Genomic DNA, 24,450 nt, shown 5'->3' with positions numbered 1-24,450 from the left:
ATGCATTTCCCCGAAATGACCGCCCCGCGCCTGAAAGCCTTCTGCCAGCGCCGCCTCGTGCTGTGGGGCTGCGCCGCGCTCGTGCTGCTGGCCATGTGCGCGCAGGCCCGTGCGGCCGAACTGCGCTGGAGCAACCGGCCGTTCCAGATCGTTGCCAACGAGAAGCCGCTGGCCGACTTCCTGCGCGAGCTGGCCTCGTCGCAGAACATCACGGCGGTGATCGACTCCAAGGTGGCCGGCACCATCAGCGGCAAGTTCGCCGGCCCCGCCCTGAGCACGCTCAACAGCGTGTGCGCGGTCAACGGGCTGACCTGGTACTTCGACGGCGCCTTCCTGTTCGTCGACCTGGCCTCCGACGCGAAAAGCGAGGTGCTGCCCATCGCGGCCGAGAACGCGGGGCGCATCGCCGAGACGCTGGTGCGCCTGCACATCTCCGACGAGCGCTATCCGCTGAGCATCAGCGAGCGCGACGCCAGCGTGTACGTGACCGGGCCGCGCCGCTACGTCGAGATGGTGCGCCAGGCGGTGAAGCTGGCCGACCAGAAGAGCGCGATGGCCGAGGGCGCCGAGATCCGGCTGTTTCCGCTCAAGTACGCCTGGGCCTCGGACTTCCGGATCAACCGCTCGGGAAAGGACACGGTCATTCCCGGCGTGGCCAACGTGCTGCGCAGCCTCTATGGCCGCAGCGGCGGGAACGCGCCGAGCGGCAGCGGCGGCCCGCGAGGCATGAGCGGCGGCATGTCGCTGGGCCCGAACCGGCAGATCAAGCTGCGCAGCGGCGAGACCATCAACGCGCCCAAGGTCGAGATCGCCGGTGCCGGCAGCGAAGCCATCGCGCAGGGCGGCATCGCGAACCTCGCGGGCGGCGAACTGCCGCAGTTCCAGGCCGATACGCGCATGAACGCCGTGCTGGTGCGCGACATGCCCGACAAGATGGCCCAGTACGCGAAGCTGATCGAGTCGATGGACGTGCGCCCGCGGCTGGTCGAGATCGAAGTGACCATCATGGACATCAGCTCGGACACGCTCAACAGCCTGGGCATCGACTGGCGCCTGCATGGCCGGCATGCCGACTTCCAGACCGGCCGCGGCGATCGCGGGCAGCTGATCTGGGGCGGCACAGGCAGCGAGGCAGGGCAGATCGGCAGCGCCGACGGCTCGGGCAATCCGCTCACGCCGCTGGGCGGCATGTTCACCGCCGCCATCGGCAACAGCGCGCGCAACTACCTGCTGGCCCGCGTGACCGCGCTGGCCACCAACGGCAATGCGAACTTCGTGGCGCGCCCGAAGGTGATGACGCTGGACAACACCGAGGCCGTGCTGGAGAACCTCAGCGAGTTCTACGTGCGGGTGGACGGCTTCCAGGACGCGGGGCTGTTCAGCATCACCGCCGGCACCGCGGTGCGGGTGACGCCGCTGGTCATCGACGAGAAGGCCTCGCGCGGCGTGATGATGTCCATCGACATCGTCGACGGCGACCTCAGTCCGATGTCGGTCGACAAGATCCCGATCGTGCGGCGCCGCACGGTCAACACGCAGGCGCTCGTGGAGGAGGGGGCGAGCCTGCTGATCGCGGGCTACTCGTCGGAGGAGAAGAGCAATGCGGTCACGGGCGTGCCGCTGCTCAAGGACATTCCCGGCGTCGGCGGGCTCTTCAGGTCGACGGAGAAGAAGCAGTCCAACATGGAGCGCTTCTACCTGCTGACGCCGCGCCTGGTGCTGCCGGGCGCCACGGCGAACGTGCCGGCGCTGCCCTTGCCGGAAGTGGGAGGCTGAGCATGCACGACCCGCAAGAGATTTCCTTCGACGACGGCGACGTGCCGGCGGAAGCGGCCGGCATGGCACGGCCGGAGCGCCCCGCGCTGGGCGACGGCTGGTGCCTGCGCTTCCTCAGCGGCGCGGTGAAGGGCCGCACCATCGCGCTCAAGCCCGGGCTCAACGTGCTGGGCTCAGGCGGCGATTGCGAGGTGATGCTGCCCGGCGGCGACGTGCTGCCGCGCCACCTGGCGTTCACCGTGGGCGAGTTGGTGGTGTCGATGCAGCGCCTGAGCACGGCTTCGGCGCGGCTCAACGGCGAGGACATGCGGCAGGCGCGCAGAAGCGTGGTCGCGGGCGACGTGGTGAGCCTCGGGCAGATCGACTTCCAGCTCGACCGCAGCTACGTGCCGGACGTGCGCGAGGACCGCATGTTCGCCCCGGAGTACGAGGCGCGGCCCGGCGAGGGCGCGCTGGCGGGCACGTCCGAGGCTTCCTCGCGGCGGCGCCTCGGCTATTGGGCGGGTGGCGTGATGGCCCTGCTTGCGGTGATCGGGCTGGCCGCCGTGTCGCTCGGCGACGCGGGTGCGAGCGCGCGCCGCGCCGGGCACGTGGACCTGGCCGCGGTGGAAAAGGCGCTCGTGCCGTTTCCCGAGGTGGAAGTGGTGGCCGCGCAGGGCGGGCGGCTCGGCGTGAAGGGCTACGTGGAGTCGAGGCAGCGCCGCGAGGCCCTGCAGCAGGCGATGGAGCCCTTCGGCAGCCAGGTCGGCGTGAACGTGCATTCGGCCGAGGACATGGTCGAGCAGGCGCGCCGCTATGTGGGCGACCCCGGTGTGGCGGTCGCGTACACGGGGCAGGGCCGGCTGGTGCTCACCGGCACGGTGGAGGACGCCGCGGTGCGCCAGAAGATCCGCAGGCTCAGCGAAGACCTGCATCCGTCGGTGCTGGTCTTCGACAAGGTCCAGTACCGGGAGAAGCCCGTGGCCGAGAACAAGGACGCCGACGTGCGCGCGCAGTGGGACGGCTGGCAGAGCGTGCTGCCGGCGCGCATGGTGAGCATCACCGAGGACGGCAACGGCCTGCGGCACATCCAGCTGTCGAACGGCAGCCGCTACTACGAAGGCGCGGTGCTGCGATCCGGTGCCGAACTCAAGCGCATCGACGCCGACGGGCTGGTCCTGAGCGGTGGCGTGCCCGACAGCAACAACAGGCGCGGGAGGTGAAGGCATGGCCATCGGCAGAGCCCGCCTCGCGCGCACCCCGGATTTCATGCGGCGCCGCATCCGTGCGCCGCGTGGAATGGTTCCGTCCCGCCGGGGCGGAGCGCTTCAACCCTCGTAAATCAATCCTTTCTTGACCAGGAGATACACATGGCAGGCGCAGTTGACAGCTCTATCCAGCAGATGAACCAGGCCGCAGCCGACAACGCGCGGCTGATGTCGGCCAGCATGGCCGCTTCCACCAGCATCCAGGGCGCGGCATCCACCGCGCACACGGTCAACGGTGCGAGCGCCGCGGGCGGCGAGGTGGCCAAGTCCACCGGCAACGACATCCGCCAGTCGGCCAAGTCCTCGTAAGCAGGTCCGCGCGATGCCCTGTCGCATCGCGCGGCCTTTTCCCCCAGGAGGTGAACCATGACCGATCCCACCGCGCTGGTCGCGGCAGGCGCGCCGCCGGCCGGCGTGTCCGCGGCCGCCGCGCAGCAGCAGGCCGGCGCGCCTTCGCGCCTCGATCCGGGCGAGACCCGGATGTTCGCCAACATGATGCAGGGCGTGCAGGCGCCGCCGTCCTCGGTGGCCGCGCCCAGCGCGCTCGGCGACGCCGCGAAGGCGCTCGCGGCCCAGTTCTCCGGCAACGTGCGCTCCTACGAGGAGATGCGCCACAGCATGCTCGAGTCGATCGACATGTCCGACCCCATCAAGACCATGTTCGCGATGACCGACCACGCCATGGAGGCGCACATGATGTTCGCGAAGATGCACATTTCCACGGGCCTGGCGAGCGCCGCCACCAGCCTGTTCGGCACCTTGCTGAAGAACCAGCAATGAGGATGCCGTGAAGCCGCTGTCCCGCACTCTTTCTTCATTCCTTGCGCGCCGCGGCCGCTGGCTCGCGGCGCTGGCCCTGCTGGCGGCGCTGGGCGGCTGCAAGGTCGGCCTGTACTCCAACCTCAACGAGCAGGAGGCCAACGAGATCGTCGCCGCGCTGTCGGCCGAGGGCATCGACGCGGCCAAGAGCCGCGTGGAGGGCAGCAACTGGCAGGTCGAGGTGGACGAGAGCCGCATGGGCGTCGCGCTCGACGTGCTGCGTGCCCAGGGCCTGCCCCACGAGCGCTTCGCCACCATGGGCGAGGTGTTCCAGAAGCAGGGCCTGGTGTCCACGCCCTCCGAGGAGCGCATGCGCTACATCTATGCGGTCTCGCAGGAGCTGTCGCAGACGCTGCGCAACGTGGACGGCGTGGTGTCCGCGCGCGTGCACGTGGTGATCCCGGCCAACGACCCGCTGAGCGAGAAGATGCGGCCGTCGTCGGCCGCGGTGTTCATCAAGCACCGGCCGGATGTGGACATCCGGCTGCTGGCGCCGACCGTGAAGGACATGGTGGCGCACAGCATCGAGGGGCTGAGCCACGACCAGGTATCGCTGTCGCTCTTCGAGGCGCGCCGGCCGGTGGCGTCGGCTGCGGCCCTGGCGGGCGGCGCCAGGGAGCGTGCGATGGTGCTGGGCCTGTTCCCCGCGTCGACGGCGATGGTGCTGCTGGGGCTGCTGCTGCTGGCCGCCGTCTGCCTGCTGGTGCTGCCGGCGCTGCTGCGCAGGCGGGGCGTGGACTGGCGCAGCTGGACGCGCCGCCAGGTGTTCAGGCGCTGACCTGGAACAGGAATGCCGGCACCTACTTCCGCCACCCACGAAGCCCCGCAGGCCGGAACCGGCCCGATGGACCTCGTGCGCCTGGTGGTGCGCTTCAACCTGCACCCCGAGATCGGTCTTCACCCAAGCTGGCTGCCTGCCGACTGGCCGTCGCGCCACCGCGTCCCGGCACGGCTGGGGGAGGCGGGCCGCGCGGTGCTCGCCGACCAGCTGCGGCGAGCCCAGGGGCCGGACGCCGGCAGCGCCGACTACAACTTCGACGCACGCTTCAAGCGCGTGGCGCTGCTCGATGCCGACGCGCTGCGGCGGCTCGCCGCCTACCTCGGCTTCTGCGTGCACCTGCCGCTGTTCCGGCTGCGCGGCGGCGCGGGTGCGCAGATCCGCCGCCAGGCCCGCCGCTTCGATGCCGATGCGGTGGATTTCGTGCTCGACCGGGTGCCGTCGCTCACCGAACTGCGCATGGACAACGCGCTGCTGCAGCAGCGGCCCCTGTCGGCCGGCCGGGTCGCCGTCGAGCGCGGCCACCGGCTGCTGCTTGCCACGGCTGCGGCCGAAGGCGAGACGGTCCGCCGCCGCCTGGGGCACAAGCTGCCGCGCCGCGTCTCGGCGCTCGGCGTGCCGCAGTTGCAGCAGCGCCAACTCCAGCAACTCAACGAACTGATGCTCTCGTGCATCGTCCCCGAAAGACTGCCGCAATGGGACTGGCTTTTCTGATCACCACCGAGAACCTGCAGCTCCTGAGCGAGCGCAAGGTCCTGAAGGAGCACGAATACGCGGCGCTGCTCGACGCATCGACCGTGGTCGAGACGGCCCGGCGCGAGGCGCGCCGCATCGTGCAGCAGGCCACGCAGGACGCCGAGGTCGGCCGCAGGCAGGGCTACGAGGAGGGCCTGCGGCGCGCCAAGGAGGAATACGCGACCCAGCTGGTGACGGACACCATGGCCACCGAGCGACAGCTGCATGCGCTGCGCACGTCCATGGCGCAGGTCGTCGTCAAGGCCGTGGGGCAGTTCATCGCCGATGCGGACCCGGCGGCGCTGTTCGAAGCGGCGCTGCTGCGCGTCGACACGCTGATCCGCCAGGAGCCCTTCATCACCGTGCGCGTGGCGCCCGCGCAGGAGGCGATCCTGCGCGGGGTGATCGCGCGCCTGCGCAGCGAGGCCAACTGGAGCATGACCGTGCACTTCGTGGCCGATGCGGCGCTGCCCGTCGGCGCGTGCGTGGTACAGACGGCCTCCGGCGTGCTGGACATCGGCGTGGACGCGCAGCTCGCCGCGTTCCGGCGCGCGGTGGAGCGCGGCGGCCTCGCCGAGACCCGGGAGGGGGCGCAATCGTGAACCCGGTGTCCGACGCGGCGCTTGGCATCGTCGCCGAACTGGAACAGGCGCTGGGCCGCGTCACGCCGGTGGCGATCCGCGGGCGCGTCAGCAAGGCGGTGGGCATGCTGATCGACGCATCGGGCATCCAGGCCCATGTGGGCGAACTGTGCGAACTGGTCACGCCGGGCGAGCCGCCGCTGCTGGCCGAGGTGGTCGGCTTCCGCGACAACACCGCCGTCCTCACGCCGCTCGGGCCGATCACCGGCATTTCGGCTTTGACCGAAGTGCTGCCCACGGGGCGCGGCCACGTCTGCCCGGTGGGCGCGGGCCTGCTGGGGCGCGTGCTCGACGCGCTGGGCCAGCCCATCGACGAACGGGGCCCGCTCAGGACCCGCACGCTGCTGCCGGTGCACCGCGATCCCGTGAGCCCGCTGGCGCGCCGGATGATCGACGCGCCGCTGGCCACCGGCATCCGCGCGGTCGACAGCCTGCTCACGCTCGGCGAAGGGCAGCGCGTCGGCGTGTTCGCGCCGCCGGGCGTGGGCAAGAGCACCCTGCTGGGCATGCTCGCGCGCGGCGCGACGGCCGACGTGAACGTGATCGCGCTGATCGGCGAGCGCGGGCGCGAGGTGAAGGAGTTCATCGAGCACAACCTCGGCGCCGAGGGATTGGCGAAGACGGTGATTGTGGTCTCGACCTCCGACCGGCCGCCGATGGAGCGCATCAAGTCCGCCTATGCCGCGACCACCATCGCCGAGCATTTCCGCGACCAGGGCAAGAAGGTGCTGCTGCTGGTCGATTCGCTCACGCGCTTCGCGCGCGCCCAGCGCGAGATCGGCCTGGCCAGCGGCGAACCGCCCACGCGGCGCAGCTATCCGCCGTCGATCTTCTCGATGCTGCCGCAGCTGCTGGAGCGTGCGGGGCAGGGCAGGACGGGCTCCATCACCGCCGTCTACTCGGTGCTGACCGAGGGCGACGAGGAGAGCGACCCCATCGCCGAGGAGGTGCGATCCATCCTCGACGGCCACATCGTGCTGTCGCGCAAGGCCGCTGCGGCCAACCGCTATCCGGCGATCGACGTGCTGGCGAGCATCAGCCGCGTGATGCCGCTGGTGACTTCGCGCGAGCACCGCGCGGCGGCGGCGCACTTTCGCAGCCTGCTGGCCAAGTACCAGGAGATGGAGCTGCTCGTGCAGATCGGCGAATACAAGGCAGGCGGCGACGCGCTGGCCGACGAGGCAATCGGTGCGCGGCCGGCGATGCTCGACTTCCTGTCGCAGCCGCCGGATGCGAGCCTGCCCTATGCGCAGTCGATCGAGGCATTGCAGCGGTTCGGCGGCGCCTCGTGGGAGCCGGGCCGGTGAGCGCAGGCATCGACTGGAAGCTGCTGGTGGGCGTGCGCGAGCGCCAGAAGACGGTTGCCATGGGTGTCGTCGCGCGCGACCGGGCCGCCGCCGAGCAGAGCCGCGCCGAACTGCAGCAGGCCCAGGCGTGGCAGCAGCAGCAGGTGCAGAGCAAGGCCGCGCACTGGCAGGCGACCGCCGGCGCGCTGACGGACGGGCAATGCAGCGTGGCGCAGCTGCGCCACGCGGGTGCCTGGAGCGCCGCCCTCGATGCGCGGATCGTCGAGGCGAGCCGGCTTGCCGCGCAGGCCGGGCAGGCCCACGCGCTGCGCGAGAGCACGCTGGATGCCAGCCGCCGCAAGCTGCGCGCCGCCAGCGCAGAGGTCGAGAAGGCGCAGCAGATGCAGCAGCGCAGCCGAGGCGAGCGGCAGCGCCTGCAGGAGCAGCGGCTCGACGAAGCGACCGAGGAAGCCACGTCGCAGGCATGGGCCGCGCGGCGCTCGGCGTAGGCGCGCGGGAACGCACGGATCGCCATGGACCCCTCCATCGAACTGGCCAGCTTCGAGAGATTCTTCTCGTCGGTGGTGCTGACCCTGCCGCGGCTCTTCGCGATCTTCGCGGTGGTGCCCTTTCTCTCCGGCGGCATGATCACCGGCACCGTGCGCAACGGCCTGCTGCTGATGCTCGCTCTGTTCATGTCGCCGGTGGCGGGCGACATGCCTGCTGCCTCCATCGGCACCTGGGTGCTCATCGCGGGCAAGGAGGCCTTCATCGGCCTGATGCTGGGGCTGGGTTTCGGCATCTTCATCTGGGCGGTGGAGAGCGTGGGCGACCTGATCGACTTCCAGACCGGCTCCAGCAACGCGTCCTTCTTCGATCCCGTGGCGGGTCACGAGAACGGGCCCACGGGCGAGTTCCTCGGCTGGATGGTGATCACGCTGTTCGTCTCGGCCGGCGGGCTGCTCGCGATGCTGGGCGTAGTCGTCGACTCCTACCGGCTGTGGCCCGTGGCCTCGTTCTTTCCGAACCTGGGGCTGGTGATCGAGCAGTTCGCGATCCGCCAGGGGGACACGCTGTTCCTGTGGATCGTCAAGCTGGCCTCGCCGGTCATCTTCGTGCTGCTGCTGGTGGAACTGGGCATGGGCCTGGTCAGCCGCGTGGCGCCGCAGCTCAACGTGTTCGTGTTCTCGCAGCCTCTCAAGAGCCTGCTGGCGCACCTGATGATGCTGCTGTTCGTTTTCTTCGTGTACGAGTCGCTGCAGGAATTCCTGCGGCCCGAGAACGGCGTGCTCGACTTCCTGCGCGCTACGCTCTAGCGCCCTTCGGCCATGGCGGAGAAAGACCAGGACCCCACTCCCAAGCGGCTGCGCGACGCGCGAAAGCGCGGCGAGGTGGTCTTCAGTTCGGACGTGGCCTCGACGGCGGTGTTCGCCGTGGTCGTGGTCTGCATGTGGCTGGGCGGCGGGGTGCTCTACAGCCTGCTGCGAGAGCTCTGGCTGCACGCCACCAGCACCAGCCTGCTGACGCGGCCGGAGGACCGCTTCGACGAGCTGCTGCTGCATACCGGGGAGGCGCTGTTGTGGGGCACGCTGCCCATCATGGCCATCGCTGCCGTCGCTGGCAGCGTGGGCTCCCTGGCCCAGGTGGGCGGCGTGGCGGCGTGGGAGCGCCTCAAGCCCGACGTGAACCGCATGAACCCGGCCCAGGGGCTGCAGCGCATCTTCTCCACCCGCAATCTCATCAACCTGCTGAAGATGAGCCTGAAGACGATGCTGCTCGCGGGCCTGATGTTCGTGATCGTGCGCGGCTTCGTCGATACCTCGCTCAAGCTCGGCTACGCGAGCCCGGCGGCCACCATGACCGCCGCGGCGCACATGGTGCTCGTGGCCTTCGGCTGGGCAACGGTGATCTATGCGCTGATGGCCGCGGTGGACTACACGCACGAGCACTACGAGTTCATGAAGCAGCAGCGCATGTCGATCGAAGAGGTCCGGCAGGAATACAAGGAGGTGGAAGGCGATCCGGTCAACCAGTCGCGCCGCCGCTCCGCGCACTTCGAGGCGGTGTACGCCAGCCTGGGCGACCGCGTGCGCATGGCCTCGGCCGTGATCCATTCGGCCCGCACCGCCGTCGCGCTGCAGTACCTAGGCGAGAACGACCTGCCGCGCGTGATCGCGCGCGGCGAGGGCGAGGTGGCCGCGCAGATCCGGCGCTTTGCCGGCGAGGGCCTGGTGCCGATGGAGTTCGAGCCCTCGCTGGCCGAGCGCATTTATGCGGAGGTGCCGGTGGACCAGCCGATTCCACGTTCGCTGTATGCACCCGTCGCCAGGCTCCTGCGTTGGGCGCAGGGCATCGGATGAAGCCGGGGCGGCGAGTTAGCCGGCGATGCCGTTCCTGGCCGAGGGCGGTTGGAGCGCATCGAGCGCGGCGAGCCTGCGGTAGTCGCCCGGCAGCACGGCATAGGTGCTCATGAAGGTCTTGTGCAGATGGCTCTGGTCGGTGAAGCCTGCCGCATGCGCCGCATAGGTGACATGGGCGCCGCCGGCGATCAGGTCGCGGGCGTACTCGATGCGGTGGCCCACCAGCATCTCGTGCGGCGTGAAGCCCCATGCGGCGGTGAACCGGCGCTGCACGTGCACGGGGTGCCAGCCGACCGCATCGGCGAGGCTGTCGAGCGTCATGCGCTGATGAAAGCCCGACGCGATGAGGGCATAGAGCCGGTTCAGGCGCTCGTCGCCGCTGTCGGGATGCGGGCGCTCTGCGTCGTGGGCTCCGTCCTCCGTGGGCGAAGGGGCGGGAAGCCATTGCGAGAGGCGCCGGCGAAGCAGTGCACGGCCCGCCGCGATGTCCTCGGGATCGCCGGTGCTCGTGGGGACGAAGAGCAGGCGGTGGCATTCGAGGAATTCGAGCGCCGCGGAGGCGTCGATGAAGACCGAGACTCCCGCATCGTCCTCCAGCCGTGCCAGCGGCGGGGTATCTTCCGCGGGGCTGATGCACCGTGCCACGGCGAGGCTGCAGAAGAGGGCGTCTTCGCGCCAGGTATGTGTGCGCGCCTGCACCGAGTGCCAGACATGCGGCGCAATGCGAAACAGAGCACCCGGCGGCACGACGGTGACGCGGGTGCCGCTGCGCACCTGGAGTTCGGTGTCGGCCACCGCGAGCGTGAAGCCCACGTGCCGGTGTGGCCGGACCTCGCGATGGCGAAACCGGTTGGTTGTGAACTGGAGTCCTGCGAGATCCGTGTCTCGCCAGTACTGGGAGGCGGGCAATGCCATGGAAGGGGGATGTGCGGAGGTTCGGCTTTTGCCTCGCGCTGTGTGCAGCAAGCATGCCAGCGCCGTCGTCATCTGTGAAGCCTCGGCCCGGCGAGGACCCGCGCAGGTCGCGCATTGTTCAAGCAAAGGTACTCAGTTGGATGCGCGAGCCCTGGCAAATGCGTCGGAAGCTAAAAATTTACAAGGCGATGACAACGCCCTTGCGGTACTTTGACCCAGGTCCGTCGTCCTTTCCGGCATGGCGGCACATCCATCAGGCCTTCCATGATTCTGTCCACCTTGTTTCATCGTGCCTCGCCTGCGCCGGCCTCCGAGGCGCAGGGATTCGATCCGGTGCCGCGGCCGCAAGCGGAGCCGCAACCCGCCAATCCGGTTCCGCAGTTCTATGCCGAAGAACACCTGTACATGCCGCGAAGCGTGCCGCCTCACGCCGGCGGCGTGCCGGCCATCGTCGGCAATCTGATGGATGCACCCGGCAGCGAAGCCCGCGCGGCACTGGTGCGCAGCATGCTCCATGCGCTCGATTTCGACTGGCTGGGCTACGGCACGGTGGCGTACATGCGGGGCCACTGGTGGCCGCTGAGCTTCTTCACCGCCTACGCCAATCCCGAGTGGACCAGACGCTACTTCGCGCACAACTATTGCGGCGTCGATCTTCGGCAGCAGGGCGTGCCCGCGTCGAGCCTTCCACTGGCGTGGGACGTGGCCCGGCTCGAGGCGCTGGCGGCGGAGATTTCGGACGAGCTGAGCGAAGAGCGGCAGCGGTTCCTCGACGACCTGTATGCCAGCGGCATCCGCAGCGGGCTGCTGTTCCGCTTGGCGTCCCCCACGCATGTGAACCAGCACACGGTGATCAGCCTGCTGTCGCGCAGGCCCGGGAGCGACTGGATCAGCGACAGCGTGATCGGGCAGGGCCTGATCCTCGGGCTGGGCGTGCACGAATACGTGTCGCGCCACACGCGCATCGTCGGTGCGCCGGGCGCGGGCCGCATCGAGATCTCCGCGACGCAGCAGGACATCCTCCAGCAACTGCTCCAGGGGCGCAGCGACAAGGAGATCGCCAACCGGCTGGACCTGTCGTCCCACACCGTGGACTACCACATGCGGCAGCTGCGGCGCCGCTTTGCCGCGCGCAATCGGGTGCAGCTGGTGAATGCCGTGCAGCAGGGCGACAGCGATTTCGGAGTGCTCAGCGAGAACTGAGTTCGCCGGGAGGCTGTCCGTGCCTTCAATGCCCCAATTCGACTTGCCAGCCGGCGCGTTGACCGGACACCGAACGCGCAATCTCGGACGGGCGGAAGCCCAGGCGGCGGCGAAACATCGTCGAGAACGCGCCAGGGCTGTCGTAGCCGAGTTCTAGCGCGACGGCCGTCACCGGCTGCCCTTCGGCCAATCTGGAAAGCGCCGATATCAGGCAGGCGTGCTGGCGCCACTCGCCGAAGGCCATGCCGGTCTCGGCGCGGAAGAAGCGCGTGAACGTGCGTTCGCTGCGGTGCAGTTGCTGCGCCCATTCGCCGGCGGTGGCGCGGATGTCGGGTGCGTAGAGAAACTCCACGCACAGGGCGTGAAGCGTGCCGTGCCTGGGCAGCGGCGCGAAGATCGGGAGCGTGGCCGCGCGCGCGATCTCCGCGAGCGCGAGGCGCATGACCAGGCCGTCCCTGCCTTGTTCGTCATAGAGCGCCTTCACGTCCGTCGCCTCCAGCAGCAACTGCCGCAGAAGAGGCGAAACGAGCAGCACTTCGCAGCGAGACCCTCCGCGCGGCGCAGCCCTCGGCTCGATATAGAGGCTGCGCGTGCTGACACCCACCATGCGTACGCGATGCGGTTTGCCCGCCGGGATCCACACCCCGCAATGCGGAGGCACGACCCACGCGCCGTCGTCCGTGCCTACCTCCATGAGACCCGTCGCGCCGTAGAGAAACTGCGCTCGACGATGCTGATGCATCTCCAGGAGCGTTCCGCGCGCGTAGTCGGTGCCGATGGCGAGCACTTCGCGTTCTAGTGCGTCGACGCTGTCCAAAGGTACGTTTCTCATCGAAATTCGCGAAATCCGCTGTTGGCTGAAACGCGAACATTCTTGTCCAGACTCCGAAAGCCGGACAGCGCCAGCAGCCATAACCTTTCAGGCATCGAAGGACTGATTGCGATGGAACTCTACTTCTGGCTTGCCGCCTGCGGCACGCTCGCCGGCGTGACCACGGTGCTCTTCGGTTTCGGCGGTGGCTTCGTGGTGGTTCCGCTGCTCTACCACTTGCTGACGCACATGCGCGGACCGGAAACCCCGGCTGCATCCCATGCGATGCAGATCGCGGTTGCGACCTCGACGTGCGTGATGATCTTCGGATCGGCGATGGCAACGGCGAAGCACCAGCGCGCGGGATCGCTGGATTGGGCGGTCATCAAGCCGCTGGTCTTCGCCATTGCCGCCGGCAGCGTGCTCGGGGCAGCAACCGCGGCCGCGGTGGAGGGCAGCTGGTTGCGCTGGGCTTTCATCGCCTACGTCAGCCTGACCGTTCTGGACTGCTGGCTCCGGCCCGGCTTTCTCCTGCAGCCGGCGCGGGAGGCCCGGCCCGCCCGGGCACGAAACGCATTGACGGGCATCGTCATCGGCTGGATCGCGGCCTTGCTTGGAGTGGGAGGCAGCGTCATGACAGTCCCGTTGCTTCGCCGCAGAGGAGTGAGCATGACCGGCGCGACGGCCATGGCCAATCCGCTGACGCTTCCCGTCGCCTTGGCCGGGACGGCGACTTACGCGGCGCTTTCCTGGGGTGGAATGGCGTCCCTGGGGGCCGGGTATGTGGGCTATGTGGACCTGAGGGCGTTCCTTGCCCTGGTCGCGGGCTCATATGCCGGGATACGCATGGCTTCGCCGTTCATCGGGCGGATTCCCGATCAGGTACACGCCAGGGTGTATGTCGGGCTGCTGGTTGCAGTCGTGGCGTCGATGTTGATCGGCTAGGCGGGGTGCCAGAGATCAGCCAGGTGGGGAGCTCCGTCCGATCGGATCGGATTTGGTGAGGACTTCTCGGGAGCCTTCAGGATCGCCTGGGACCCTTGTTTGGAGCGGGTGAAGGGAATCGAACCCTCGTATGAAGCTTGGGAAGCTGCCGTTCTACCATTGAACTACACCCGCATCTGGCAAGCCGCCGATTGCAAGGCTGCAGCCGGCGACAGGCGGGAGTATAGATGCATGCCATCCGAGGTTCGCGCCGCCGCGCGGGCCAGCCGACCCAACACGCCATACCGAGCATGAAATCCAAGCCCTTTCGATTCGCCCTCAACGCCTTCCTGGCCGTGACCGCAGGCTCGGCCTTTGCCGGAACGATCACCTGCGTCCCCGCGCCGGGCGGCACCGGCCCGGCTCCCTGGATCCGCAAGATCGCCATCGACGAGCACTCGCGCACCGTCAACATGGACGTCGTCCGCCACAGGACGAAGGACACGGACACCATGGGCAAGATGAGGGCGGAGTTGCTGGGCATGGAAGAGACCCAGGGCGGCGAGCCCGCCTACGTCTTCAACGCGATTCCGGCTGCGGGCGACGAGGCCACGAACCTCTTCAGGCTGTTCAAGGCGGGCGAGTGGCGACTGATCAGCGCGGGGGTGGTGTTCATCGGCAAGGTGCCGACGCTGCGGGCGATCGAGCCGGGCAGGGTCTTCGATTGCAAGCGGTCGGACCTTGGATAACCGGTCGGCAGGCGGCTGCGAAAATTTTTTCGGGCGCTGCCTCTTTGGTGGGCATCGTGTTGCAAGCCACGCCAGGCAAGGCTTCCGAGCGATGCGCACACAGTTTTCCACAGCATTGTCCCCATCGAGGCGGGAAAACCTGTCATTGGCTTGTGGTATGGCGAATTCGTAGTGAAAAAGGGTAGCCCGAGGGTAGGCGCGCTCCGACAGACTCGGCGGCGAGCGCAGAGGAACATCGTCTGCACCCGCATCCTGCGGAAAGGAGCGTGAAATGACGTTCGACTTCTTGTTTCGCCCGAATCACACCGCGTACCTTCGACGCGCGGCGGCCCTCCTGGAAGAAGCCCAGATGGCGCGCATCGAGCACCAGGCGGCGGCAGAGCATCACAGCGCGCTTGCCCGGATGTACGCCGAACGCGTCAGGCGTCTTGAGAACGAGCTCTATCGCCAGCCGCAGGGCGCGGCACATGGTGCAGCAGGGCTGGCGGCGGAAGCCGGTTCCGCGGACGAACGGCCACAGCTGTACTCGCTGGACGGAAGCCGCAAGCCGGGGCTGACCTCGGCGAGCTGAGCCGGAGCGGACAAAGGGCGGCGAGCCTCGGCCCGTGCCGGGGCCGCGTTGCGGTGCGGCCAAAAAAATACCCGCCGAAGCGGGTTCGAGTTGCCCTTGTGGGCACGCTCTAAGCACTGACAGAGAGCTCTTCTTTTATGCGGCCCTGTTGCGTGACAGCATCGGTATCGTCGGCGCTCGCCCTGCGAGCGCGTGTCAGCCGGAAACAGGTAGTCGCCGTAGGACACTCATTAAAACGTGAACTATTTGACAGATTTGCGAGGAAGCCGGGTCTTTCAGGGCTGCGCGGTCGTATTCCTCACTTCGAAGTGTCGGTCCTGTCCGACAAGGCGGCGGCGCATGAAGCCCTAGATTTTGTGGGCTCGCTTTGAAGTGCGAGTTCTCTGTGCGTGACAGCACCAAGAGGTTCAACCCAGCCTTCGCGCTGGGTTTTTTTTGCTCGGCGTCCGCGTGCTTGCTTCAGAAAAGCTCGAACCGGAAGGTGGTTGTCTGGGGCTGGCTGAGCAGCGGGGTGGCAATCTCGCTGGCGTGCTCCCAGGCCTCGCGCCAGAGGCGGGCGTTGGCGATCTGAGATTCGCTCATCGAGTCGATGCCGGATTCGAGCTGGTTGAGCCAGGCCCGGTAGCACTTCACCAGGCGCGAAGAGGGGCCGATGCGCTGCTCGAGCAACCGCAGGAACGTGAAGCGCACCTCCATCAGGTCCCGGATGGTCAGGCTGGTTCCGTCCAGCCGGATGGTGTAGAGCTGCTCGCGGTTGGCTGAGTGATCGAACATCGGACGCGCATGCAACAGGGCCGCGAGCCGACTTGCCAGCGGCGCATGCAGCCGCGCTTGTCCGAAGGTCTCAGGCCTTGTCTCTATCTGGATAGAAAGGGGTGACCGGAAATATTAGCCAAGCACCTGTTGTGCGAAATGGAATCCGGGTTCCGGTTTGTCGCGATGAGTGAACCACTTGCGCGCTGTTCAGCGCAGGAACACATGCTCCATGAACTGCCTGATCGGGTACTGGATCACCGTTTGTACCTTCGCCGGCAGTTCCAGCGGCCGCATAAGCATCTTGAGCGTGGTGCCCGGGCTCAGGTGGGTGCGGATGGTGCTGTTCATGTCGGCGCTCAGGCGCTGCACGTAGGCGATGTCGTCGGCGCGTTCGGGCGAACGCGTCCTGACCACGTGGCGGATCGCGCAGTCGGCGTCCTCGCTCTTGAGTTCGAGCGTGCGCCGGCCGATGGTTCCCATCACGCGCAGGCGGCCCAGCTTCTCCTGCTCGCGGTAGCGCCGGTAGTAGCGGTAGAAGTGCTTGTAGTGGTTGACCTCATCGGTGGCGATGCGCGTCGCCAGGTCCTGAAGCACAGGCTCGTCGGTACAGCGGGCCATGGCGCGGTAGTAGGTGGCGGTGCCGGTCTCGACCACGCAGCGGGCGGTCATCTCGAGGCCTCGGGTGGGGGCGAGCAGCTCGACCTTGCAGTAGGTCGCGTATTCCTCCAGGAAGTTGCCGTAGGCGGTGTCCCAGTCGAACTCCGGCCATACGTGGCGCACGTAGGCGCGCAGGGCCTTGCCGTGCTGCAGTTCCTCGAGTTCCCAGTGCTGGGAGAGCCAGTCGGTGACTTCCTGGTCGCCCTTGAAGAAGTCCACCAGGTTGTGCGTGTACAGGTCGGAGCCGCTCTCGATGAAGGAGGCGGAGGTCACCAGATAGAAGAGGTTCTCGTCCGGGCGTACCTTGTCGAGCGCGATGCGCGAGAAATCCAGGTCTTCGATCGTCCAGTGCCTTTCGGCATCTTGGCTTGCCATGCGAACTCCTTGATCTTTTTTGTCCGTACAAGTACGGATGGCGCAGACCCTCGTTGGTTCTCGTTTTTTGCGCCAGGACACATATTAGCCGTGGAGCACGGATCGTGTTGCCGTCCGGCAGCCCTTGGCCGGCGCGGGCCGCATGGCCAAACCTATAATCGTTTGTTCAAGCAAATCAAGCAGTTAGGCCGGTTCGCCGCAGTGGGTTCGACATGAGGGTCGCCATCGCCGCGCCGCCCTCGACGGCAGAAGACGAATCCAAAGATGAGCCAGCCCACATTCACGGTCGCGGACATCCGCAAGACCTTTATCGATTTCTTCGCTTCCAAGGGCCATACGGCGGTGCCGTCGAGCCCCCTCGTGCCGGGCAACGACCCGACGCTGATGTTCACCAATTCGGGCATGGTGCAGTTCAAGGACGTGTTCCTCGGCACCGACAAGCGCCCCTACAACCGTGCGGCCTCCGTCCAGGCCTGCCTGCGCGCCGGCGGCAAGCACAACGACCTCGAGAACGTGGGCTACACCGCCCGCCACCACACCTTCTTCGAGATGCTGGGCAACTGGAGCTTCGGCGACTACTTCAAGCGCGAGTCGCTCACCTGGGGCTGGGAGCTGCTCACGCAGGTCTACAAGCTGCCGGCCGACAAGCTGCTGGCCACCGTCTACCACGAGGACGACGAGGCCTACGACATCTGGACCAAGGAAATCGGCCTGCCGCCCGAGCGCGTGATCCGCATCGGCGACAACAAGGGCGGCAAGTACAAGTCCGACAACTTCTGGATGATGGCCGACACTGGCCCCTGCGGCCCGTGCTCCGAGATCTTCTACGACCACGGCCCGCACATCCCCGGCGGCCCCCCGGGCAGCCCCGAGGAGGACGGCGACCGCTTCATCGAGATCTGGAACCACGTGTTCATGCAGTTCGACATGCAGCCCGACGGCAGCGTGGTCAAGCTGCCCGCTCCCTGCGTCGACACCGGCATGGGCCTGGAGCGCCTGGCCGCGATCCTGCAGCACGTGCACAGCAACTACGAGATCGACATCTTCGACGCGCTCATCAAGGCCGCCGCGCAGGCCACCGGCACGCAGGACCTGTCGAACAACTCGCTCAAGGTGATCGCCGACCACATCCGCGCCACCTCGTTCTTGGTGGCCGACGGCGTGATCCCGTCGAACGAAGGCCGCGGCTACGTGCAGCGCCGCATCATCCGCCGCGCCATCCGCCACGGCTACAAGCTCGGCCAGAAGAAGCCCTTCTTCCACAAGCTGGTGCCCGAACTGGTGCGGCTCATGGGCGAGGCCTACCCCAAGCTGGTCGCCGACGAGAAGCGCATCACCGACACGCTGAAGGCCGAGGAAGAGCGCTTTTTCGAGACGCTGGCCAACGGCATGGAAATCCTCGACGCGGCGCTGGCCGGTGGCGCCAAGGTGCTGCCAGGCGACGTGGCCTTCAAGCTGCACGACACCTACGGCTTCCCGCTCGACCTCTCGGCCGACGTGTGCCGCGAACGCGGCGTGAGCGTCGACGAGGCCGGCTTCAACGCCGCCATGGAAAAGCAGAAGGCCGCGGGCCGTGCTGCCGGCAAGTTCAAGATGGACCGCAACGTCGATTACGCCGGCGCGGGCAACGTCTTCACCGGCTACGAGAAGCTGGAAGAAAGCGCCAAGGTCGTCGCTCTGTACTTCGAGGGCTCCGCCGTCGCTGAGCTCAAGGAAGGCCAGCCGGGCATCGTCGTGCTCGACACAACCCCGTTCTATTCGGAAAGCGGCGGCCAGGTCGGCGACCAGGGCGTGCTCGTGGCCGAAGGCGTGCAGTTCGGCGTGGAAGACACGCAGAAGATCAAGGCCGACGTGTTCGGCCACCACGGCACCCAGACCCAGGGCACGCTGAAGGTCGGCGACACGGTCAAGGCCGCGGTCGACACCGCGCGCCGCGCCGCCACCATGCGCAACCACTCGGTCACCCACCTGATGCACAAGGCACTGCGCGAAGTGCTGGGCGGCCACGTGCAGCAGAAGGGCTCGCTGGTCGATGCCGACAAGACGCGCTTCGACTTCGCGCACAACGCGCCCGTCACGCACGAGCAGATCCTGGAGATCGAGAAGCGCGTGAACGCCGAGATCCTCGCCAACACCGAGACGCATGCCCGCGTGATGGACATGGAGTCGGCCCAGAAGACCGGCGCGATGATGCTGTTCGGCGAGAAATACGGCGAGACCGTGCGCGTGCTCGACATCGGCACCAGCCGCGAGCTGTGCGGCGGCACCCACGTGGGCCGCACGGGCGACATCGGCCTGTTCAAGATCGTCAGCGAAGGCGGCGTGGCCGCCGGCGTGCGCCGCATCGAGGCCGTCACCGGCGCGAATGCGCTCTCCTACCTGCAGGATCTCGAATCGACCGTGCAGAGTGTGGCCGCCACGCTCAAGTCGCCGGCCGCCGAGCTGCAGGGCCGGCTCTCGCAGGTGCTGGAGCAGGTGAGGGCGCTCGAACGTGAAGTGGGCGCGCTCAAGGGCAAGCTCGCTTCGTCGCAGGGCGACGAACTCGTGTTGCAGGCTGTGGACGTCAAGGGCATCAAGGTGCTGGCCGCCAAGCTCGAAGGCGCCGACGCCAAGACGCTGCGCGAGACCATGGACAAGCTCAAGGACAAGCTCAAGACGGCAGCCATCGTGCTTGCCGCCGTCGACGGCGAGAAGGTGCAGATCGCGGCCGGCGTCACGGCCGACAGCACGGCCAAGGTCAAGGCCGGCGAGCTGGTCAACTTCGTGGCCCAGCAGGTCGGCGGCAAGGGCGGCGGCAAGGCCGACATGGCCATGGCCGGCGGCACCAACGCGGCAGGCCTTCCGGCCGCGCTGCAGTCGGTGCAGGCCTGGGTCTCCGAACGCGCCTGACGGCCGGCAGCGCCACCGGAACGAGCACGCCACCCATGCCAGAAGCGATCCCCGGTGAAGTGCTTGTGATGGGGGCGGGCACCATCGGGTGCTTCATCGGCGGAAGCCTGGCGGCGGCGGGCGTGCCCGTCACCTTCGTCGGCCGTCCGCGCGTGCTCGAGAAGCTCGCCAAACATGGCCTGACGCTCACCGACATCGACGGCGCGACGCACAGGCTGCCTGCCGACAGGCTGCGCCTGAGCGGGCAGGTGCCCGCCGGCGCACGGCCCGCGCTGGTGCTGCTGTGCGTGAAGAGCGGCGCCACGGCCGAGGCCGCGGGCGAACTGGCCTTCTCGCTGCCGGCAGGCACTGCGGTGATCTCGCTGCAGAACGGCATCTCCAACTGCGCGGCCGCCGCGCAGACCGGCCCTTCGCTCAACGTGCGCGCCGGCATGGTTCCCTACAACGTGGCCGAGATCGGCCCCGGCGCCTTCCACCGCGGCACCGGCGGCCGCCTGGCCGCGGAAGACGACGCGGTGCTTCGCCCATGGCTTCCCGTATTCGAGCGCGCGGGCGTGCCGCTCGACCTGCATGCCGACCTTTTGCCCGTGCAGTGGGGCAAGCTCATGCTCAATCTCAACAACCCCGTCAACGCGCTTTCGGGCCTGCCGCTGCGCGAGGAGCTCATGCAGCGCGGCTACCGCCGCTGCTTCGCTTCGTTGATCGAGGAGGCGCTGGGCATCCTCAACGTCGCGGGGATCGCGCCGGCGCAGGTCGCGGCGGTGCCGGCGCACCGGCTGGCGAGCCTGCTGCGGCTGCCCGACTGGATCTTCCGCATCGTGGCGGCGCGCATGCTGCGCATCGATGCCAAGGCGCGCTCGAGCATGGCCGACGACCTTGCGCTAGGCCGCCGCACCGAGATTGACGCGCTCAGCGGCGAGGTGGTGCGCCTCGCGCAGGAGCACGGCCTGAGCGCGCCGCGCAATTCGCGCATGGTTTCGCTGCTCGAGGCCTGGCCGCAACAGCCGAAGCGCTGGACGGCACGGCAATTGCAGGACGCGCTGGGCTTGTAACGTCCGGCCCTGTACCCTCGGCTGCGTCACGGCAGCTTCAAAAGGGTTGTTCTCATGCGGGTCCTGATTCTCGGCAGCGGTGTCATCGGCACCTCGATCGCGTATTACCTGGCGCGTGCCGGGCACGAGGTGACGGTGCTGGAGCGCCAGCCGGCGCCCGCGCTCGAAACCAGCTTCGCCAATGCCGGCGAGGTGTCGCCCGGCTACTCGGCGCCATGGGCCGGGCCCGGCGTGCCGGTCAAGGCCATCAAGTGGATGCTGATGCAGCACAGCCCGCTGGTCATCAAGCCGATGCTCGATCCGGCGATGTGGCGCTGGGGCCTCTCGATGCTGCGCAATTGCACGCAGGCGCGCTACGAGATCAACAAGAGCCGCATGGTGCGGCTCGCCGAATACAGCCGCGATTGCCTCAAGGAGCTGCGCGCCGACACCGGCATCGCCTACGACGAGCGCATGCAGGGCACGCTTCAGCTCTTTCGCACCCAGCAGCAGCTCGACGGCACCTCGAAGGACGTCGAAGTGCTCCAGGCCTCGGGCGTGCCCTACCAGTTGCTCGACCGTGAAGGCTGCGTGCAGTACGAGCCCGCGCTCGCGGCGGTGAAGGGCAAGTTCGTCGGCGGTTTGCGGCTGCCGGGCGACGAGACCGGCGACTGCTTCAAGTTCACGCAGGCGCTGGCGAAGCTGGCCGAGGCCGAGGGCGTGAAATTCAGGTTCGGCGTCAACATCCAGGCTCTCGAGCACGACGCGGTCAAGGGCATCACTGCGGTGCGCACCGATGCCGGCAGCTTCACGGCCGATCGCTACGTGGTCGCGCTCGGCAGCTATTCGCCCGAGCTGGTCAGGCCGCTGGGCATCCGGCTGCCGGTGTATCCGGTCAAGGGCTTCTCGATCACGGTGCCGATCACCGACGCCAGCGGCGCGCCCGAATCGACGGTGATGGACGAGACCTTCAAGGTGGCGGTCACGCGCCTGGGCGATCGCATCCGCGTGGGCGGCACCGCGCAGCTCTCGGGCTTCGACCTGCGGCTCAACGAGCGCCGGCGCGACACGCTCGAGCACGTGGTGACAGACCTGTTCCCCAAGGGCGGCAACGTGCGCGACGCTTCCTTCTGGACCGGCCTGCGCCCCATGACGCCCGACGGCACGCCCGTGATCGGCTCCACCCGCATTCCCAACCTGATGCTGAGCACCGGCCACGGCACCCTCGGCTGGACCATGGCCGCGGGCACAGGCCGCGTGATGGCCGACCTGATTGGGGGCAGGGCGCCCGGCATCGACATGGAGGGCCTCACCGTGGCGCGCTACGGCGGCTGACGCTTCGCTCCTTCTCCTCGACGCCAGGACAGGGCGGCCCGAAAGGCCGCCCTGTTTTCGTTGTGACACAAGGATTGGGGTTTTCCCTTAGTCATGAAGTTGTCTTCTTCGATATTCTTCGTGGCGTTCCATTAATAAATCGTTGTTTCTTTAGTGAAACAAAACCGAGCCGAACGGACACGATGAAACAGACACGCCGCCTTGCCGTCGCCGCCGCCATTTCCATGGCCGCCGCTTGCGCCTCCGGACTCGCCTGGGCAGCCGACAGCTACCCCGTCAAGCCGATCACGCTGGTCGTCGCCTATCCGGCCGGTGGCGACACCGACGCGCTGGCGCGGCTGTTCGCCGAGAAGCTGTCGACGCGCGTCGGCCAGCCCGTGGTGGTCGACAACCGCCCCGGCGCCAGCGGCATCATCGGCAGCGCCTACGTGTCGAAGGCCACGCCCGACGGCTACACGCTGCTGCTCGCACCCAGCACCTTCTCGATCGCGCAGCTGGTGCTCAAGACCAACGGCTCGGGCTATGACGTGCTCAACGGCTTCACGCCCATCGTGCAGACGGGCAGCCAGCCGCTGTTCCTCGTGGCCGGCGGCAACAGCGGCCTCTCCACGGTGAAGGACGCCGTGGCCGCGGCCAAGGGCGGCAAGACGCTGAGCTACGCGAGCCCGGGCAGCGGCTCGCCGATGCACATCCTGGGCGAGATGTTCGCCCGCGCATCCGGCACCACGCTCGCGCACGTGCCCTACAAGGGCGTGGCGCCCGCCATCAACGACGTGCTGGGCGGCCACGTGCCCGTCACCTTCATCACGCTGGGGCCGGTGGCGCCGTACATCGCCAACGGCAAGCTGCGCCCGCTGGCCGTGGCCTCGGCCCAGCGCTCGCCGCTCGCGCCCAGCGTGCCCACGCTGGCCGAGCAGGGCTACAAGGACGTCGAGGTGACGGCCTGGAACGGCCTCTGGGGGCCGCGCAACCTGCCGCCCGAGATCGTGAAGACGCTCAACGGCCACTTCAACGAGATCCTGAAGATGCCCGAGATCGTCTCTCGCATGGCCGTGCTCGGCACCACGCCCGTGGGCGGCGACGCCGACGTGCTCGGCAAGACCAACGCCGCCGACTACGCGCGCTTCGGCAAGGTGATCAAGGAACTCGGCATCCAGGCCGACTGACCCCCGCGACCGATCCACGGACCTCATTTCCATGACCGAACTCAAAGCCATCGCCGATCCATCGAGCCTGCAGGCACTGCTCGCCGAGCTGCCTGCCAACCTGCTGGCCGGCCGCCGCGTGCTCGTGACCGGCGGCGCGCGCGGCCTGGGGCTCGCCTTCGCGCAGTGCATCGCCGCCGCGGGCGCCAGCGTGGTGCTGGCCGACATCCTCGGCGAGCTGGCCGAGACCGAGGCGAAGGCGTTGCGCGAAGCCGGCCGCAACGCGCATGCGCTGCCCGTCGACCTGGCCAACCCCGGCTCCATCGTGGCCTGCGCCGACGAAGCCATCCGCCTGCTCGGCGGCCTCGACGGCCTGGTCAACAACGCCGCCATCACCAACTCGGGCGGCCGCGACGCGCACCAGCTCGAGATCGACGTGTGGGACCGCGTGATGAACGTCAACGTGCGCGGCAGCTGGCTCATGGGCCGTGCCTGCCGCCAGGCGCTGGCCGGGAGCGGACGCGGCTCGATCGTCAACCTCGCCTCCGACACCGCGCTGTGGGGCGCGCCCAACCTGCTGGCCTACGCGTCGAGCAAGGGCGCCGTCATTTCCATGACGCGCTCGCTGGCGCGCGAATGGGGTGGCGACAACATCACCGTCAACGCCGTGGCGCCGGGCCTCACGCTGGTGGAAGCCACCGAATACGTGCCGATGGCGCGCCACCAGAAGTACCTCGAAGGCCGCGCCATCCCGCGCGAGCAGCAGGCCGCCGACGTGTGCGGCGCCACCGTCTTCCTTCTTTCCGGGCTCGCGCGCTTCGTGACGGGCCAGCTGCTGGCCGTCAATGGCGGCTTCGCGATGCACTGAATTTTTCCGACCAAGGAGTACACCCGATGAGCGACCTGTCCGAACAGCAGAAGATCAACGAAACCGCCGCCAGCAGCCTGGCGCAGCCCGAGGGCAGCAGCCTCGCGGAGTGGATGAACACCCGCGTCGCGCGCTACGAAACCCGCAAGTACGACTGGGACGCGCTGAAGTTCCAGGCCGACTTCGATCCCAAGTTCCGCCGCGCCCAGATGCGCTACGTGGGCACCGGCGGCACCGGCGTCGCGAAGGACGTCAACACCGTCCCCGCCGAGCACTTCACCTTCTCGACCATGGTGATCCCCGCCGGCCACGAAGGCCCGCCGCACCTGCATACCGACGTGGAGGAAGTGTTCTTCCTGATCCGCGGCAAGCTCAAGGTGGTGATCGAGAAGGACGGCGAGCGCTTCGAGACCATCATGACCGACCGCGACCTGATCTCGGTGCCGCCCGGTGTGTACCGCGAGGAGATCAACATCGGCGACGAGGACGCGCTGATGTGCGTGATGCTGGGTGCGAAGAAGCCCGTCACGCCGACCTATCCCGCCGACCACCCCCTGGCCAAGATCAAGCGCTGAGCGG

Annotated in this window: 25 protein-coding genes and 1 tRNA gene; 21 read left to right on the top strand and 5 right to left on the bottom strand. The window is 68.1% G+C overall.

What is annotated here, in order from left to right; genetic code table 11:
- Window positions 1-15: 15 nt before the first annotated feature.
- The 11 genes from sctC to ABL844_RS19155 all read left to right on the top strand — a co-directional run bounded on the left by sctC (window position 16) and on the right by ABL844_RS19155 (window position 9,642).
- A complete protein-coding gene (gene sctC, locus ABL844_RS19205; RefSeq protein WP_418128529.1) occupies window positions 16-1,776 on the top strand; it encodes a type III secretion system outer membrane ring subunit SctC in 1,761 nt (586 codons plus the stop codon).
- Between the two features lie 2 nt (window positions 1,777-1,778).
- Window positions 1,779-2,978 carry an FHA domain-containing protein gene (locus ABL844_RS19200; RefSeq protein ID WP_418128528.1) on the top strand — a complete coding sequence of 400 codons (1,200 nt, stop codon included), beginning with the start codon at window positions 1,779-1,781 and terminating at the stop codon, window positions 2,976-2,978.
- 147 nt (window positions 2,979-3,125) lie between these two features.
- Window positions 3,126-3,332: a hypothetical protein gene (locus ABL844_RS19195; protein ID WP_021004014.1), complete on the top strand. Its 207-nt coding sequence runs from the start codon at window positions 3,126-3,128 to the stop codon at window positions 3,330-3,332.
- Between the two features lie 57 nt (window positions 3,333-3,389).
- Window positions 3,390-3,803 (top strand): hypothetical protein, encoded by a 414-nt coding sequence (locus ABL844_RS19190; protein WP_184637153.1) that lies wholly within the window; start codon window positions 3,390-3,392, stop codon window positions 3,801-3,803.
- 7 nt (window positions 3,804-3,810) lie between these two features.
- The gene (gene sctJ, locus ABL844_RS19185; RefSeq protein ID WP_418128527.1) at window positions 3,811-4,620 is read left to right on the top strand and encodes a type III secretion system inner membrane ring lipoprotein SctJ; all 810 of its coding nucleotides are present in this window, start codon (window positions 3,811-3,813) and stop codon (window positions 4,618-4,620) included.
- A 12-nt stretch (window positions 4,621-4,632) separates the two neighbouring features.
- Window positions 4,633-5,334, top strand: a complete 702-nt coding sequence (locus tag ABL844_RS19180) for a type III secretion system protein (RefSeq protein ID WP_418128526.1) — start codon at window positions 4,633-4,635, stop codon at window positions 5,332-5,334.
- On the top strand, window positions 5,316-5,957 hold the full coding sequence (gene sctL, locus ABL844_RS19175) for a type III secretion system stator protein SctL (RefSeq protein ID WP_418128525.1): 642 nt from the start codon (window positions 5,316-5,318) through the stop codon (window positions 5,955-5,957). Before ABL844_RS19180 ends, sctL begins: the two co-directional genes overlap by 19 nt.
- Window positions 5,954-7,303, top strand: a complete 1,350-nt coding sequence (locus ABL844_RS19170; RefSeq protein ID WP_418128524.1) for a FliI/YscN family ATPase — start codon at window positions 5,954-5,956, stop codon at window positions 7,301-7,303. Before sctL ends, ABL844_RS19170 begins: the two co-directional genes overlap by 4 nt.
- Entirely contained in the window at window positions 7,300-7,791 is a 492-nt protein-coding gene (locus ABL844_RS19165) for a serine kinase (protein ID WP_418128523.1), read from the top strand. The genes ABL844_RS19170 and ABL844_RS19165 overlap by 4 nt, the downstream gene beginning before the upstream one ends.
- Window positions 7,792-7,815: 24 nt before the next feature.
- Entirely contained in the window at window positions 7,816-8,598 is a 783-nt protein-coding gene (gene sctT / locus ABL844_RS19160; RefSeq protein ID WP_418128522.1) for a type III secretion system export apparatus subunit SctT, read from the top strand.
- Between the two features lie 12 nt (window positions 8,599-8,610).
- Window positions 8,611-9,642 carry an EscU/YscU/HrcU family type III secretion system export apparatus switch protein gene (locus ABL844_RS19155; RefSeq protein WP_418128521.1) on the top strand — a complete coding sequence of 344 codons (1,032 nt, stop codon included), beginning with the start codon at window positions 8,611-8,613 and terminating at the stop codon, window positions 9,640-9,642.
- Between the two features lie 15 nt (window positions 9,643-9,657).
- On the opposite strand, the gene ABL844_RS19150 is transcribed toward ABL844_RS19155, so the two are convergent.
- Window positions 9,658-10,557, bottom strand: a complete 900-nt coding sequence (locus ABL844_RS19150) for a helix-turn-helix domain-containing protein (RefSeq protein ID WP_418128520.1) — start codon at window positions 10,555-10,557, stop codon at window positions 9,658-9,660.
- A gap of 264 nt (window positions 10,558-10,821) precedes the next feature.
- Between ABL844_RS19150 and ABL844_RS19145 the strand changes: the two genes are divergently transcribed.
- On the top strand, window positions 10,822-11,760 hold the full coding sequence (locus ABL844_RS19145) for a helix-turn-helix transcriptional regulator (protein WP_126022065.1): 939 nt from the start codon (window positions 10,822-10,824) through the stop codon (window positions 11,758-11,760).
- A 25-nt stretch (window positions 11,761-11,785) separates the two neighbouring features.
- Here ABL844_RS19145 and ABL844_RS19140 read toward each other — a convergent pair whose 3' ends face one another.
- On the bottom strand, window positions 11,786-12,592 hold the full coding sequence (locus ABL844_RS19140; RefSeq protein ID WP_418128519.1) for an AraC family transcriptional regulator: 807 nt from the start codon (window positions 12,590-12,592) through the stop codon (window positions 11,786-11,788).
- Window positions 12,593-12,703: 111 nt separating this feature from the next.
- On the opposite strand from ABL844_RS19140, the gene ABL844_RS19135 reads away from it, so the two are divergent.
- Window positions 12,704-13,516, top strand: a complete 813-nt coding sequence (locus ABL844_RS19135) for a sulfite exporter TauE/SafE family protein (protein ID WP_418128518.1) — start codon at window positions 12,704-12,706, stop codon at window positions 13,514-13,516.
- A gap of 100 nt (window positions 13,517-13,616) precedes the next feature.
- Here the strand turns inward: ABL844_RS19135 and ABL844_RS19130 are convergent.
- Window positions 13,617-13,690 (bottom strand) — tRNA-Gly (locus ABL844_RS19130).
- A 116-nt stretch (window positions 13,691-13,806) separates the two neighbouring features.
- Between ABL844_RS19130 and ABL844_RS19125 the strand changes: the two genes are divergently transcribed.
- Both ABL844_RS19125 and ABL844_RS19120 read left to right on the top strand, forming a co-directional pair.
- Complete coding sequence (locus ABL844_RS19125) at window positions 13,807-14,244, top strand: hypothetical protein (protein ID WP_418128517.1); 438 nt, start codon at window positions 13,807-13,809, stop codon at window positions 14,242-14,244.
- 271 nt (window positions 14,245-14,515) lie between these two features.
- On the top strand, window positions 14,516-14,815 hold the full coding sequence (locus ABL844_RS19120; protein ID WP_126022069.1) for a hypothetical protein: 300 nt from the start codon (window positions 14,516-14,518) through the stop codon (window positions 14,813-14,815).
- Between the two features lie 459 nt (window positions 14,816-15,274).
- On the opposite strand, the gene ABL844_RS19115 is transcribed toward ABL844_RS19120, so the two are convergent.
- Window positions 15,275-15,589, bottom strand: coding sequence for a hypothetical protein (locus ABL844_RS19115; protein ID WP_126022070.1), 315 nt, complete (start codon window positions 15,587-15,589; stop codon window positions 15,275-15,277).
- 189 nt (window positions 15,590-15,778) lie between these two features.
- A complete protein-coding gene (locus ABL844_RS19110; protein ID WP_418121363.1) occupies window positions 15,779-16,603 on the bottom strand; it encodes a ferritin-like domain-containing protein in 825 nt (274 codons plus the stop codon).
- 264 nt (window positions 16,604-16,867) lie between these two features.
- Here ABL844_RS19110 and alaS point away from each other — a divergent pair, with 264 nt between their 5' ends.
- The 6 genes from alaS to ABL844_RS19080 all read left to right on the top strand — a co-directional run bounded on the left by alaS (window position 16,868) and on the right by ABL844_RS19080 (window position 24,446).
- Window positions 16,868-19,492, top strand: a complete 2,625-nt coding sequence (gene alaS / locus ABL844_RS19105; RefSeq protein ID WP_418128516.1) for an alanine--tRNA ligase — start codon at window positions 16,868-16,870, stop codon at window positions 19,490-19,492.
- Window positions 19,493-19,527: 35 nt separating this feature from the next.
- On the top strand, window positions 19,528-20,544 hold the full coding sequence (locus ABL844_RS19100) for a 2-dehydropantoate 2-reductase (RefSeq protein WP_184637171.1): 1,017 nt from the start codon (window positions 19,528-19,530) through the stop codon (window positions 20,542-20,544).
- A 54-nt stretch (window positions 20,545-20,598) separates the two neighbouring features.
- A complete protein-coding gene (locus ABL844_RS19095; protein WP_418128515.1) occupies window positions 20,599-21,858 on the top strand; it encodes a D-amino acid dehydrogenase in 1,260 nt (419 codons plus the stop codon).
- A gap of 182 nt (window positions 21,859-22,040) precedes the next feature.
- Window positions 22,041-23,024 (top strand): Bug family tripartite tricarboxylate transporter substrate binding protein, encoded by a 984-nt coding sequence (locus ABL844_RS19090; RefSeq protein ID WP_418128514.1) that lies wholly within the window; start codon window positions 22,041-22,043, stop codon window positions 23,022-23,024.
- Window positions 23,025-23,055: 31 nt separating this feature from the next.
- Window positions 23,056-23,871, top strand: a complete 816-nt coding sequence (locus ABL844_RS19085) for an SDR family oxidoreductase (protein ID WP_418128513.1) — start codon at window positions 23,056-23,058, stop codon at window positions 23,869-23,871.
- Window positions 23,872-23,897: 26 nt separating this feature from the next.
- Window positions 23,898-24,446 (top strand): cupin domain-containing protein, encoded by a 549-nt coding sequence (locus ABL844_RS19080; RefSeq protein WP_418128512.1) that lies wholly within the window; start codon window positions 23,898-23,900, stop codon window positions 24,444-24,446.
- Window positions 24,447-24,450 lie beyond the last annotated feature (4 nt).

Source organism: Variovorax sp. 278MFTsu5.1 (assembly GCF_048305045.1).
GTDB lineage: Bacteria > Pseudomonadota > Gammaproteobacteria > Burkholderiales > Burkholderiaceae_C > Variovorax > Variovorax guangxiensis.
The sequence above is the reverse complement of the archived record's forward strand: the minus strand, read 5'-3'. Positions and strand labels throughout refer to the sequence as shown.